12 protein-coding genes are annotated in these 13,432 nt (G+C 69.8%); 8 read left to right on the forward strand and 4 right to left on the reverse strand.

The genetic code is table 11. The features are described from left to right. The first annotated feature begins 144 nt into the window (after nucleotides 1-144). Nucleotides 145-546: a hypothetical protein gene (locus tag AB0L64_RS21365; protein ID WP_363712499.1), complete on the forward strand. Its 402-nt coding sequence runs from the start codon at nucleotides 145-147 to the stop codon at nucleotides 544-546. A gap of 2 nt (nucleotides 547-548) precedes the next feature. Next, nucleotides 549-1,508, forward strand: coding sequence for a hypothetical protein (locus AB0L64_RS21370; protein WP_363712501.1), 960 nt, complete (start codon nucleotides 549-551; stop codon nucleotides 1,506-1,508). 137 nt (nucleotides 1,509-1,645) lie between these two features. Here the strand turns inward: AB0L64_RS21370 and AB0L64_RS21375 are convergent, their stop codons facing one another. From AB0L64_RS21375 to AB0L64_RS21385, 3 genes are all read right to left on the reverse strand, one after another. Beyond that, nucleotides 1,646-3,052, reverse strand: a complete 1,407-nt coding sequence (locus AB0L64_RS21375; RefSeq protein WP_363712503.1) for an FAD-binding oxidoreductase — start codon at nucleotides 3,050-3,052, stop codon at nucleotides 1,646-1,648. A gap of 105 nt (nucleotides 3,053-3,157) precedes the next feature. Continuing rightward, nucleotides 3,158-6,331: a BTAD domain-containing putative transcriptional regulator gene (locus AB0L64_RS21380; RefSeq protein ID WP_363712505.1), complete on the reverse strand. Its 3,174-nt coding sequence runs from the start codon at nucleotides 6,329-6,331 to the stop codon at nucleotides 3,158-3,160. A gap of 39 nt (nucleotides 6,332-6,370) precedes the next feature. After that, the gene (locus AB0L64_RS21385) at nucleotides 6,371-6,787 is read right to left on the reverse strand and encodes a hypothetical protein (RefSeq protein ID WP_363712507.1); all 417 of its coding nucleotides are present in this window, start codon (nucleotides 6,785-6,787) and stop codon (nucleotides 6,371-6,373) included. Nucleotides 6,788-6,923: 136 nt separating this feature from the next. Between AB0L64_RS21385 and AB0L64_RS21390 the strand changes: the two genes are divergently transcribed. From AB0L64_RS21390 to AB0L64_RS21415, 6 genes are all read left to right on the forward strand, one after another. Then, entirely contained in the window at nucleotides 6,924-8,861 is a 1,938-nt protein-coding gene (locus AB0L64_RS21390; RefSeq protein WP_363712509.1) for a sensor histidine kinase, read from the forward strand. Beyond that, nucleotides 8,858-9,514: a response regulator transcription factor gene (locus AB0L64_RS21395; RefSeq protein ID WP_363712511.1), complete on the forward strand. Its 657-nt coding sequence runs from the start codon at nucleotides 8,858-8,860 to the stop codon at nucleotides 9,512-9,514. Before AB0L64_RS21390 ends, AB0L64_RS21395 begins: the two co-directional genes overlap by 4 nt. Nucleotides 9,515-9,678: 164 nt before the next feature. Further along, complete coding sequence (locus AB0L64_RS21400) at nucleotides 9,679-10,137, forward strand: isoprenylcysteine carboxylmethyltransferase family protein (protein WP_363712513.1); 459 nt, start codon at nucleotides 9,679-9,681, stop codon at nucleotides 10,135-10,137. An 82-nt stretch (nucleotides 10,138-10,219) separates the two neighbouring features. Continuing rightward, nucleotides 10,220-10,843, forward strand: a complete 624-nt coding sequence (locus tag AB0L64_RS21405; RefSeq protein WP_363713488.1) for a TetR family transcriptional regulator — start codon at nucleotides 10,220-10,222, stop codon at nucleotides 10,841-10,843. A 29-nt stretch (nucleotides 10,844-10,872) separates the two neighbouring features. Beyond that, nucleotides 10,873-12,411 (forward strand): MDR family MFS transporter, encoded by a 1,539-nt coding sequence (locus AB0L64_RS21410; RefSeq protein WP_363712515.1) that lies wholly within the window; start codon nucleotides 10,873-10,875, stop codon nucleotides 12,409-12,411. Beyond that, entirely contained in the window at nucleotides 12,408-12,707 is a 300-nt protein-coding gene (locus AB0L64_RS21415; RefSeq protein ID WP_130384977.1) for a thiamine-binding protein, read from the forward strand. The genes AB0L64_RS21410 and AB0L64_RS21415 overlap by 4 nt, the downstream gene beginning before the upstream one ends. Here the strand turns inward: AB0L64_RS21415 and AB0L64_RS21420 are convergent. Next, on the reverse strand, nucleotides 12,696-13,427 hold the full coding sequence (locus tag AB0L64_RS21420) for an SDR family oxidoreductase (RefSeq protein ID WP_363712518.1): 732 nt from the start codon (nucleotides 13,425-13,427) through the stop codon (nucleotides 12,696-12,698). The two genes, AB0L64_RS21415 and AB0L64_RS21420, sit on opposite strands and share 12 nt — an antisense overlap. Nucleotides 13,428-13,432 lie beyond the last annotated feature (5 nt).

Consider the following 13,432-nt stretch of genomic DNA (forward strand, 5'->3'; position numbering starts at 1 on the left):
AACAGGTCCCGAATCCCCACCCCCAAGACCACCCACCCCCACCACGGTACGCCCGCGGCCGGCGCGCGACGTCCTGTCACTCCGGCACCTGGCAGAGCGGCACCTTCACCAACCGGTCCGGCCAGATTGAATTACAGTGACCGCGTGCCGTACGACGAATTCCTCGAGCGCTACAAGGCGGCGCAGCGCGGCTGGCGGCTCGGTGCTGTCGACGCAGCTGAAGCGCTCACGGCGCTGCGTGGCGTCGTACCGGAGATCGAGGACGCACGGCTGCGGCAGACCGCGGAGTTCCTGATCGAGCGGTGGGCGGCGCAGTTGTCGCCCGACGCCCGGGAGCGGATGGAGCGTGCCCAACGGATCGCCGCCGAGGCGGAGCTGGACGCGGGCGACGCGCGGGAGCGGGTGGCCCGGCTCGAGCGGGGGATCCGTGGCATCACGGCCGTCTCGCGCGAGACGCGCGACGAGTTCGAGCAGCACGCCCTCCTCGCGTTGAACGAGCCGTTGGCCCAGCTCGCGAACAGCTGGCGAGCGGACGTCGGCGAGTGAGGATGCCGCTACCGCAACCTGCCACCTTCGACGAGTTCATGCGGCTGCAGCACGTGGGCGCGGTGAATGTCAGCGGCGCCGACCACTCGAGCTGGAACGGGACGTGGGAGGTGCAGCCCTACAAGCTGACCGACGACGGCCTGCGCGTGCTCGGCTCGGCGGGCTGGGATCACGTCATCCGGTACGACGAGGAGCGGGTCCTGCGGCCGCTCCGGCAGATGTTCTTGCATGCCGGGCAGCAGCAGGACGATGCGACGCTGTTGCGGTACCGAGAGGCGCTCGCCGTGGTGTACCACGAGAACCTGCACCTGCTCGCCGGACGCGGCACCGAGCACGCGGACGCGGAACAGGACTTCCGCATTGCGGCGGTGCGGGCGCTCGAGGAAGGCGTGACCGAGAGCTACGGCCACGAGACCCTGGACGACTACGTCGACGAGTTCCAGCTCGGTCTCGTGGCCCCGGGGATCAAGAACGTGGTCGGGTTCCCCGCCTACGAGCGGTTCACTCCCGCGGCCGAGACGCTGGCCTACGAACTCGGCGGGCTCGACAACGCCGATCGTCTCGAGATGCTGCGGCGGATGGCGATCGTCAACGCGACCGGCAAGTGGGCCGTCGCGACCGGCGTCATCGCCGACCGTTACGGCCTCGGCGACCCGCGCTTCGCCCAGGAACGCGGGATCGCCGAGCGCCGGATCACGAACGCGATGTGGAAGCACTTCGGGAAGCTCCCCGACCTGTCCGGCCTCGGGTCCCACCTGATCTTCAGCCGGTCCTGCGCGATCGGCCGGAAGGCGTTCGAGGAGGGCCGGGCCGTCGCCGGGCAGTACTTCGCCAGAACCGTGTCGTTCGGCGGTGTGGCGTCGCCCGGTCGGGCGACGTCCGGCTGGGGCAGCTACTCGGCCCGCGGTGGCCCGCCGTACTCCGTCACCCGGCGGCCCGGGGGTCCCGAGCGCCGGCCTTGAACCATCGCAGCCGACTCGGTCAGAGACCTGGGGAGGGCCCTAGGGACACACCCTAGGGCGGGTGACGGCGCGATCCACCTGCGCAACATCTTCGCCAAGCGCGGCGTCAGCTCCCGGCGGGACCTCCGCACACCTCGCTAGCGACTCGGGGGGATGTTCTGGTTCAGGTGGAACAGGTTCGTGGGGTCGTAGGTGTTCTTCACGGCGACGAGCCGGTCGTAGGTTGCCGTCGGGTAGGACGCCCGGACGATCTCCTCGTTCGTCTCGCCGGTGAAGTTCACGTACGACGCCGAGTCCGGGCCGAGCGCTGCCGCGGACGAGCGAGCCCACCGGACCGCCTCGTCGTACCCGTTCGCATCCGGCGTCCTGGCGACGACGTTGAGGATGTACTCGCGGTCCCGCGTGCCGAACGCGGTGGCGTCCGCCGGAACCCGGCCCATCGCGCCACCGAGATGGTGGATGTGGAGTTCGGAGACGCCGTTCGGCACCTGGGCGTGCGCCGTGACGAGCGCATCGACAGTCGTCGGCCCGAGATCGTGGAAGAACGCCGAGCGGAAGTAGTTCCGCATGCCGCGCGGGAACAGCGGATCGAGCAGTGTCTGCATCGCGGTGTACGGCATCGGTCCGAACAGGTCGGCCACCACCGGCGCCAGCTCACGGAAGGGCCTGGTCGCCGCGTCCCCGTCCTCGGTCCGCCCCGAATACATGCCGAGGACGGCGACGATCGGCTTGCCGTGCACCTCCTCCGGCAGGAACGGCAGCGGTGGCGCGGTGGTCAGGTTGAGTGCCAGCGACAACTCGTCCGGTGCGGATCCCGCCGCCGCACCGAAGCCGCGCAGTACCTCAGCCACATGGTCGCCCGGGTAGAAGACCAGGCCGGCGTGAACCGTCGGACCAACCTCGTGGGCCGTGAACTCGAACGATGTGACCACTCCGAAGTTGCCGCCGCCACCCCGCAACGCCCAGAGCAGTTCCGGATTCTCGTCCGTACTCGTGTGCAGGTACCGGCCGTCCGCCGTGACGACATCGGCCCCGACGAGGTTGTCGCACGCGAGTCCGGCGCGGCGGACCAGCCAGCCGATCCCACCGCCCAGCGTGAAGCCGGCGACCCCTGTCGTCGACACCAGACCGCCCGTGACCGCGAGCCCGAAGGCCTGCGCCTCCGCGTCGACGTCTCCCCACACGCAGCCGCCCTGCGCGACGATCCGGCGCCGGTCCGGGTCGATCCGTACGGCGTTCATCGGCGACAGGTCGATCACCAGGCCGCCGTCGGTCGTGGAGAAGCCGGGGATGCTGTGCCCGCCGCCCCGCACGGCCGGCGCCAACCCCTCGCTCCGCGCGAACTCCACCGCCCTGATGACGTCGGCCACGCCGCGGCAGCGCACGATCAGCGCGGGATTCTTGTCATGCGCGGCGTTCCAGATCGACCGCGCCTCGTCGTACGACGGATCGGTCGGCCGGATCAGCTCGCCACGAAGTCCCTCGGCGAACTCGCCGAGCGTGGCCTCCCCGAGTGCGTCCTGCCGGGCTTGCGTTGTTGTCATTTCCGCTCCTAGTTGTCCTACCAGGCTCTCCTGGACGGGAACGACGTTAGGAAGGCCGCCTTCGCAACGACTTAGCGTGGCTTAGCCCGCTATCAGCGTGTGTTGTCAGCCGTGCTGCGACAGGGCGGCGACGCGGGCGGTGCCGATGCGGCAACCCAGCTTCCCGAAGAGCTCGGATGCCACTCGGAGGTGTCCGTCGACTGCCTGAGCGTCACCGTCGTCCGCGGCCAGCTCGGCGGCGACCAGCCGGCCCCAGGCCTCGAGTCGCAAGTAGCCCTGCGGCCGAAAGGCCTCGACGGCCTGTTCGGACAGCACTCGAGCGGCGCGCCGTTCGCCGGCGAAGAGCTCGACAACGACCAGGTTCAGCAACACGCCCGCGGCCGCCGGCCGGTCGTCGACCGCGTCGCCGCGGTCGAGGGCGATGCGCGCGAGGCGCCGTCCGGTTCTGGGGTCACCGGCCGCCGCGGCCAGCAGCCCGAGGTTGGCCAGCGTCAGATTCTCACCACGCCTGTCACCGAGCTGCTCACGAATCCGCAACGCGTCACGAAGATGCTTCTCGGCCGGATCGAACAGTCCCAGGTCGCGTGCGATGCAGCCCTGGTGGTTGAGCGCATGGCCTAGCCCGGACCCGTCGCCGATTCCGGCGAACGTGTCGACCGAGCGTCGTACGGCGTCGAACGCGCCGTCCAGGTCGCCCGCCAGCCGATGCGCGTCGGCGTACGCGGACAGGGCGTAGCCGCGGGCCCGCACGGCACCGACCCGGCGGCCGAGCAGGAACGTCTCCTCGAATACCGGGACCATCGACCCCCCGACCGGCGCGAGCGGCAGACACAGCGTCACCGCCGGGAAGAAGGGCGCAGCCGTCGTATCGATCAGCTCCAGTCGCCGCAGGCATTCGGCGAATCGTTGTTGCGCGGGCACGACGTCCTCCCGGAACAAAGCGACCATCGCGGCCAACCCTTGGGCGGTGGCGGCGACCGGTGCGGATCCGAGGGCGTCGGCCTGTGCGAGCGCCTGCTCGGCGGTCTGTTCGATCTCGTCGAGGTCGCCGCTACCCAGCAGGAGTGTGCCGCGCAGTACCCCCGTGTACACGACGTCGGTGGGATCGCCGGACTGTTCGGCGACCGCAACGGCTTGGTCTCCGAGGCCCGGCAATCTGTCGCTCAAACCGCTCCGGGCGTCGAGGACCGCGAGTGCGAAGATCGCCCGCGCCCGTTCCCGGGACGGTTCGACGGCCACCGCGAGAATGCGTTCGAGCCAGCCCGCTCCCTCGGCGAAGTGTCCCCGCGCCAGCCAGTACTGAGCCAGGTTCACGCCGAGCAGCAAGGCCCGCTCGCGATCGTTGCGGAGCGCCCATCCGAGCGCGGCACGGAGGTTGTCGTGATCGACATCGAGCAGCTGTGGACGCTCGACGACGACGCCGGCGCGTTCCGGGTCCTGGTTCAAGGTCAGTTCCAGGAAGTGCCGGCAGTGCGCGCTCTCCAGTTGCTCGATCTCCCGGGCGGCAACGAGCCGCTCCCGGGCGAACTGCTGAATGGTCTCCAGGAGGCGATAGCGCGAGCGAGGACCGTCATGATCGACCAGCAGCAGGGACTTGTCGACCAGGCGGCCGAGGCAGTCCAGCACGTCCGTCGCCGGAAGGCGCTCGTCCGCGCACACTCGCTCCGCCGAAGGGAGCGCGAAGCTGCCGGCGAAGACCGCGAGCCGGCGCAGAAGTACCTGCTCGTCGTTCGACAGCAAGGCATGACTCCACTCGAGCGCGGCTCGCAACGTCGCGTGCCGAGTGAGCTCACCCGGTCGGCCGAGCAGCGCCAGCGCGTCACTCAAGCGCTCCGCGATCTCCGCCGGCTCCAGGTGCGAGGCACGAGCAGCTGCCAGTTCGAGCGCGAGCGGGATTCCGTCGAGGCAGCGACAGATCTCCACCACGGCCGTGGCGTTGTCCGCGTCGAGGACGAAGCCGGGACGGACGGCCTGGGCTCGCTCGACGAACAGTCGCGCCGAAGGCAACGTCCCGAGCCGGGCCACGTCCGCGGCGTCGCCGGCCTCGGGCAGTTCGAGTGAGGGCACCCGGAACGTCACTTCGCCCTCGGTGTGCAGGGGTTCCCGGCTGGTCGCCAGCACGCTGACTCCGGGGCAACCGCGCAGCAGAGCGCCCGCGAGTCCGGAGCAGGCGGCGAGCAGATGTTCGCAGTTGTCGAGCACCAGCAGCAGATTGCGAGGGGCGAGGCGAGTGAGCAAGGTCCGCAGGGAGTCCGAGCCGGCCGCCGGATCCAGCCCGAGTGCGGCGGCAACGGTGTCAGCGACCAGGTGCGGATCCGCCACCGGTACCAGGTCCGCGATCCAGATCCCGTCCGCGTACGAGTCGAGCAGTCTGCGCGCGGCCTCCTCCGCCAGCCGCGTCTTGCCGGCGCCGCCGACACCGGTGAGCGTGACCAGCCTGCCGCGCTCGAGCAGGCGATGGACATCCGCGATCTCCCGCTCGCGGCCGACGAAGCTCGTCAGCCCCGGCGCGAGGTTGTGCCGGGGCGTCGTGACGGGCTCCTCCGTGCTCCCGGCGAGCAGATCGCGGTACAGCCGCTGCGTCTCCGGATCAGGGTCGGAGCCGTACGTCGTACGCAGGTCACCGCGCAGCCGTTCGTACTGCGCCAGCGCCTCCGACAACCGGCCCATGGCCGCATGCCGCCGCATCAGGCTTCGAACGCCGTGCTCGTGCAGCGGATCGATGGCGAGTGCGCGCTGCAGCGCGTCGAGCGCCTCCACCTCGGAACTGCTCGCCGCGGCCGCGTCCGCGAAGTCGACGAGCAGATCGCAGAAGGCCTCCCGCAGTTCTTCCCGCGGCCGCGCGGCCCAGTCCTCGAACCGGTCCTCGGGCAGCAGATCGCCGGTGTAGGCGGCAACTGCCGCCCGAAGCTCGGCGAGGTCGCCACTGGTTCGGCCCGCGGCCGCCAGTCGTTCGAAAGTCCGCACGTCGACCTCGACGAGTCCGTCCGATCGCAGCGCGATGACGTCGTCGCGCAACTCCAGCCAACCGGTGCTCGACTCGTCACCGGCAAGCACCCGCCGAGCGACGTGCAACGCTTGGTGCAGGTTGTTCATCGCGGACGCCGGGGGCCGATCCGGCCACAGCGCCTCGACCAGTGCGTCCCGGTGCAACCGCTGCTCGCGGGCGAGCGCCAGGATCTTCACGAGAGTCCGGGCCTTCCGCAACCGCCAGCCCCCGCTGTCCAGCGGCACGCCCGCCCGCTCCACGCCGAATCCGCCGAGCAACCGAATCCACACAACGCCCTCCCCCGACGAGGGTAGATCCCCGAACGAGGGTCAGCGGGCCGGCGGGCGGATCACGCAGGCGAGAGCGATCGCCGCCAGGACGCCGAAGGGGATGGCCTGGACTTCCTGGAAGGCGATCAGTTTGTAGAGGGTGAAGTAGATGATCCAGGTGGCGTAGAGGATGACGGCCGGGCGCCCGAGGCGGTGACCGCGGAGATGGGCGACGGCTGCCAGCAGGCCGATGAGGCTGAGGAACTCGTACGCAACCACGAAGCTCACCCCGATCCCGTCCCACCCCTCCAGCCCGGTGAAGTAGATCGCCCCGTAGCCGCCGACCGCCGCGATCAGCGCAACCAGCACCGACGCGACAACCGCCGCGGGCCGCCGCCGATGGCCGGTGGTGGGATCGGCGGTGGGGCCGGTGGTGAGGTCGGTGGTGGTGCCAGTGGAGCCGGGTGTGGTTGTCACGGTGTCTCCTCGGTAGAAGTTGATGCGCTCCACGGTCCCGGCCGGTGCGTCCCGGCGGGCAGGGGTGGGCATCACGTTCCGGCTCGGGACTTCTTGTCCCGTGACGCCGGGACACCTCGGCGGCGATGATGCCTTCATGGGGGTAGTTCCCGGAATACTCGCGATTCTCGCCGGACTGTTCGGCGCCGGCGTCCACGCGGTCAACGCCGCCGCGGGCCGCGCGATGGGGCCGTCGTTCTGGTTGATGGAGCTCGCGGCCGCGGTCGCGTACGGGCTCGCGGCCCTGCTCCTGCGCTCTCCCGGCGCCCGCCGGATCCAGTTCGTGCTGGGAGCGATTGCGCTCACCCAAGGTCTCGCACTGCTCGGCAGCGAGCTCGGGGCACTCACCGGCGACAACTGGACGACCTGGCTGGGTGCCTGGCTCTGGGCGCCCGGGTACGTCGCGATCGCCGTACTGCTACCGGTGCTGCTGCCGGACGGCCGCGCGCGGTCCCGGCTCGCGCTCCTGGTGAACCTCGCCGCAGTTGCCGCGATCACGCTCGTCTGGGCCCTCACGCCGTACGACTCCCAAGACTTCCCTGAGGCCCTCCGCGGCGCGACGAACCCACTCGCCGTTGCGGCCGTCGGCGGCCCGATAGCCGGTGCGGTCACCGGCCTACTGCTTCTCGTCGCGGTCCTGATGGGCCTCGTCTCATTGGTCACCAGATGGCGAGCGGCCGCGGATCTCGAGCGACAGCAGCTCAAATGGGTCGTTGTCGGGTATGCCTGCACGCTCGTCCTGTTCGGGATCGCGAGGTTGCTCCCGGCCGCCGCGACCGGTCCGGTCGCGGCTCTCGCGATGCTCCCACTGCCGATCGCGATCGGGATCGCGGTGCTGCGCCACGGCTTGTGGGACGTGGACGTCGTCATCTCGCGAGCACTGGTGTACGGCGGTCTGTCATCGCTCGTGGTCGCCCTGTACGCCGGCACCGTGTGGCTGGTCGGCGATGGACTCGGCACCACGACCGGTACGCCGATCCTCGCGACAACCGTCGTTGCGCTGGCCGCATTGCCCCTGCGTTCCTGGCTTCAGCGGCACGTCAATCGCCTGGTGCACGGCGATGTCGAGGAGCCGTACGCCGTACTGACGCGACTGGGCCGGCGACTGGCGGCGGCCACCACACCCGACGACCTGACCGAACGGGTCCTGCCGTCGGTGGTCGAGCGGGTGGCGCGGTCGCTGCGGGCAGCGCGTGCGACGCTCGAGCTGCGGGACGGGTCGGTGACGTCGTACGGCGACGGCTCGAGTGGGGGCACGACCGTCGAGCTGATGTATGCCGGTGAGTCGCTCGGTGAGCTCACGGTCGCGCGGTCGTCGGAGTTCGACCGGCACGAGCTGCGCGCTCTCGACGAACTCGCCGTGCAGGCCGCTGTCGCGGCGCACACCGTCCTGCTGGCCCGCGAGGCGCAGCGTGCGCGCGAGGCCGTCGTGGTCGCGCGGGAGGAGGAACGGCGACGGCTCCGCCGCGACCTTCACGACGGCGTGGGGCCGTCGCTGGCCGCTCTCGCTCTGCACCTGGAGACCGCGCGCGACCTCGCGGCGGACGATCCGGAAGCCGCCCGGCAACTGCTCGATCGCCTGGTGCCGCGGGTCAACGCGGCGGTCGCGGACGTCCGGGCGTTGGTGCACGAGCTCCGGCCGCCGATGCTGGACGAGCTCGGGCTGGCGGCCGCGGTGCGCGCGTTGGGGAACCGGTTGTCCACAGGTACGACCAAGGTGAGGGTGACCGCGGACGAGATCCCGGGACTGCCTGCCGCTGTTGAGGTCGCGGCGTACCACATCGCCGGTGAGGCGACCGGCAACGCGGTCCGGCATGCTGGTGCGGGGACCGTTGCCGTCCGGCTGTGCGACGCGGAGGAGTGCGTGCGGATCGAGGTCGTCGACGACGGTCGCGGGCTGCCCGATCGACCGCGAGTGGGCGTCGGTACGGCGTCCATGCGCGAGCGGGCCGAGGAACTCGGTGGTCAGCTGCAGATCGAATCCGGCCCGTTCGGTACGACGGTGACCGCGCTGCTGCCGAAGGAGGCGGTATGACGGTGCGAGTGCTGGTGGTCGACGACCACCCGTTGTATCGCGAGGGTCTTGTCACCGCGATCTCGACCATGCCGGGAAAGGACGTGGTCGGTGAGGCGGCGGACGGTGAGCAGGCGGTCCGGCTTGCCGAGGAGTTGGTACCCGATGTCGTGGTGATGGATCTGCACATGCCGGTGCTGAACGGCGTGGAGGCGACCCGGCGGGTGACACAGCGGCATCCGAACATCGCCGTACTCGTGCTGACGATGCTGGAGAACGACGAGTCGGTCTTCGCCGCTGTCCGGGCCGGTGCGCGCGGATATCTGCTGAAGGGAGCCGACCGGGCCCAGATCGGACGGGCGCTGGACGGGGTGGCGCACGGCGAGGCGGTGTTCTCGTCGGCGATCGCCGCTCGGGTGCTGGCGTACTTCGCCGCCGGCCGGCCCGGACCGGAAGTCGCGCCGTTCCCCGAGTTGACGGATCGCGAGCGTGAGATCCTCGACCTGGTCGCCCGAGGCTTGACGAACGCCGCGATCGCGCGCCAGTTGGTCGTCAGTGACAAGACGGTCCGCAATCACGTCTCCAACATCTTCACCAAACTCCACGTCGCCGGCCGCGCCGAAGCCGTGGCCCGCGCCCGCGACGCCGGCCTCGGAAGCCAGGGGTTCGGCTGATCGCGCCGTACCCGGCGGGGTAGTGCGTCCGTAACTGGTTGAGCGGCAGGATGTCGTCACCGTGGATGTCACCCGCGGCCTTGTAGAGAAGAGTCGTCATACACGAAAGCCTCCGCACACGGGAATCCGTGCCGGAGGCTCTGCAGACATTCTAAGGGATCCCCATGGTCAAAGCGATCCTCGGCAGCACGGTGTTCTTCTTCGCCGCCCCCTGTGTGGTCGCCGGAGTGTTGCCGTGGTGGGTCAGTGGCTGGGCCGCGCCGCGGTTCTGGCCGGGGTTCGTGATCGTGGCTGCGGGTGCGTTCGTCGTCCTGCGGGCGTTCGTGCGCTTCGTCCGCGAAGGGCGGGGTACGCCGGCCCCGGTCGCGCCGACCGAGGAGCTCGTGGTCGGCGGCGACTACCGGTTCGTGCGGAATCCGATGTACGTCGGCGTGGTCGCGGCGATCCTCGGGCAGGCGCTCGTGTTCCTCGACTGGCGAGTGCTGGCGTACGGCGTCCTCGCCTGGGCCGTGATGGCGTCGTTCGTCCGGTGGTACGAGGAGCCGGCGCTGCGGGCGCGGTACGGCCGCCGGTACGACGAGTACTGCCGGACCGTCCCGGCCTGGATCCCGCGGCGCCGCTAGGCGGGCAACCTGCACGGCTGCAAAGTTGCAGGGAATAATTGTTTGCAGTGACTGCAAGTTTGTCCGTAGCCTTGACGGCGTGATGCACGTCGAGGGTGGGTTGCGGGAGCGCAAGAAGCAGCAGACGCGGGCGGCTCTGGCCGAGGCCGCGCTGCGGCTGGCGCTGGAGAAGGGGCCCGACCAGGTGACGGTCGAGGAGATCGCCGAGGCGGCCGACGTCTCGGTGCGGACCTTCTTCAACTACTTCCCGCACAAGGAGCACGCGATCCTCGCGCGCAACCCCGAGCATCTCGAGGCGGCGCTGGAGCGGCTGCGGACGGCCCCGGCCGGCGAGTCGCCGCTGACCACGATGTGGTTCATCGTCCACGAGGTCCTGCGGGACCTGGAGAGCGACGGCCAGCTGTCGCGCCGGGGTGAGCTGATCATGAGCTCACCGAGCCTGCTGTACCAGCTGATGCTGTCGAGTATCGACGACGAGCGGCAGCTGACGGCCGCACTCCGCGAGCGGATGGGCGAACCGGCCGGGTCGATCCGGCCGGCGCTGATCGTCAGCGCCGCCGGCACCGCCTGCCGGGTCGCGGTGGAGCTGCACAAGACCGCGCCGGACCGGCCGATCCGCGACCTGCTCGACGAAGGCTTCCAACTACTTGCCCGAGGCACCGATCCCGACTTCGGGCCGGATCACCACCAGAAAGGTCACTCATGACGACGACCTCGTCATCCACACCGGAACCCGTGGCTGAGGTCAGCACCGCAACGACACTCACGCCGCGGCAGACCATCCAGGCCATCTCCGGCCTGATGATGGGCATGTTCGTGGCGATCCTGGCCGGCACCGTGGTGTCGACCGCGTTGCCGCGGATCATTCACGACCTGGGGGCGAGTCAGTCCTCGTACACCTGGGTCGTCACGCTCGAGCTGCTGACGATGACGGCCACCGTGCCGTTGTGGGGCAAGCTCGCCGACCTCTACAACAACAAGCTGCTCGTCCAGCTGTCGCTGGGCTTCTTCGTGATCGGCTCCCTGGTGGCCGGCTTCGCGCCGAACATCGAGGTGCTGCTCGGCAGCCGCGTCCTCCAGGGCCTCGGCGCCGGCGGTCTGACCGCGCTGGTGCAGATCGTGATGGCGGCGATCATCCCGCCGCGCGAGCTCGGCCGGTACTCCGGCATCTTCGGCGCGATCTTCGCGTCGGCGACCGTCGGCGGGCCGCTGCTCGGCGGTTTCCTGGTCGACTCGCCGCTCGGCTGGCGGGCCTGCTTCCTGGTCGGCGTGCCGTTCGTGCTCGCCGCGATCGTGCTGCTGCAGCGCACGCTGAAGCTGCCGACCGTCCGCCGGGACGTGAAGATCGACTGGTGGGGCGCGGTGCTGATCATGGGCGGCGTGAGCACGCTGCTCGTCTGGTCCTCGTTCGCCGGCAACAAGTTCGAGTGGGTCTCCGGGTGGAGCTTCGGGCTGGTCGCGGTCGCGCTGGTCGCGCTCGCGGCGGCCGTGCTGGTCGAGCGCCGGCACCCGGAGCCGATCATCCCGATGGACCTGTTCCGCAACCGCACGGTGACGCTGGCCATCGTCGCCAGCGCGCTCGTCGGTGTCGCGATGTTCGGCGGCTCGGTGTTCCTGGCGCAGTACTTCCAGATCGCCCAGGGCTACACGCCGACCAAGGCCGGCCTGATGAGCCTGCCGCTGATCCTCGGCATGATGGTCGCGTCCACGATCGCCGGCGCGCTGATCACGAAGTACGGCCGCTGGAAGATCTACCTGGTCGTCGGCAGTGTGCTGCTGCCGATCGGGCTGGCGCTGTTCGGCACGATCGACGCGCACACCTCGAAGTACATGCTGTGGAGCTTCATGCTCGTCCTCGGCGTCGGCATCGGCCTGGTGATGCAGAACCTGGTCCTCGCCGCGCAGAACGACGTACCGGCCCGGGAGTTGGGCGCGGCGACATCCGCGGTCAGCTTCTTCCGGAGCATGGGCGGCACGATCGGCGTCAGCGTCCTGGGCGCGATCCTGGCGAACAAGGTCACCGAGACGTTGAACCCGGGCGGCGCGTCGTCCGGCGCCGGCAACGCGGTGCCGAACATCGCCGAGCTGCCGCCGGAGATCCGGACGATCGTCGAGAACGCGTACGGCGCGGCGACCGCGGACCTGTTCATGATGTCGGTCCCGTTCGCGGTGCTCGCCCTGATCGCCGTCCTTTTCATCAAGGAGAAGGCCCTCCTCACCACCTCCGGAGCCGAGCGCCGCGCGCAGGAGGAGCCTGACATCCTGGATGCATGATCGTCGCATTCAGCATCAGCCCGTCAGCCGGTGACGAGACCGGAGGCGTGAGCGAAGCGGTGGCCGAGGCCGTCCGCGTCGTTCGCGCCTCCGGTCTTCCCAACGAGACCAACGCGATGTTCACGAACATCGAAGGCGAGTGGGACGAGGTCATGGCGGTGGTGAAGCAGGCGGTGGACGCGGTCGCCGCGGTCTCGCCCCGGGTCAGCCTGGTACTCAAAGCGGACATCCGCCCCGGCTACACCGGCCAGCTCGCCGCGAAGGTGGAGCGGATCGAGCAGGCGTTAGGCGACTGAGTTCAGGGCCGCGAAGACCTGGTCGTGGCGGTTCTCCCGCTCGGCGTCGCGGAGGAAGTGGACGCGGTTGAAGAGGATCTCCTCGGCGTCCGGGTGGTTCTGGAGCAGCTGGATCGTTTCGTCGGCGTAGTCGGCCAGCGGCATCGCGCGCTCGTCGTTCTCCTGGTTGAGGAGCGCGGTCTGTACGGCGGGCGGGACCAGCTCGATCACCTGGAGCGGCAGTTGGTGGCGGAGGCTCTGCGTGTAGCTGTGGACGGCCGCCTTGGTGGCGCTGTACGTCGGGGTCATCGCCAGCGGCACGAAGGCCAGACCTGAGGAGACCGTCATGATCACCGCGTCCTGTTGCTGAAGCAGATGCGGCGTGAAGGCGGTGACCGTGCGGATGGTGCCCAGCAGGTTGGTGGTGATCGTCTGCTCGGCCGTTGCCAGGTCGTGGTCGCGGAGGTCCTCGACCTGCATGATGCCGGCCATGGTGATCAGCACGTTCAGGTTCGGGTGCTTCGTCGTGACGGTCTCGCAGGCCGCGCTGATCGACGCCGGGTCCGCGACGTCGAGCTCGACGCCTTCGAGGCCGTCCTCGGCGGTGATCTTGTCGAGCAGGTCCTTGCGGCGGCCGCTGATGATCACGGTGTTGCCGAGGTCGCGGAACCGGCGGGCGAGTTCGAGACCGATACCCGACGTACCGCCGGTGAGGAAAATCGTGTTTCCTGTTGTTCTCATGCCTC

This window comes from Kribbella sp. NPDC051936, from assembly GCF_040680955.1.
GTDB lineage: Bacteria > Actinomycetota > Actinomycetes > Propionibacteriales > Kribbellaceae > Kribbella.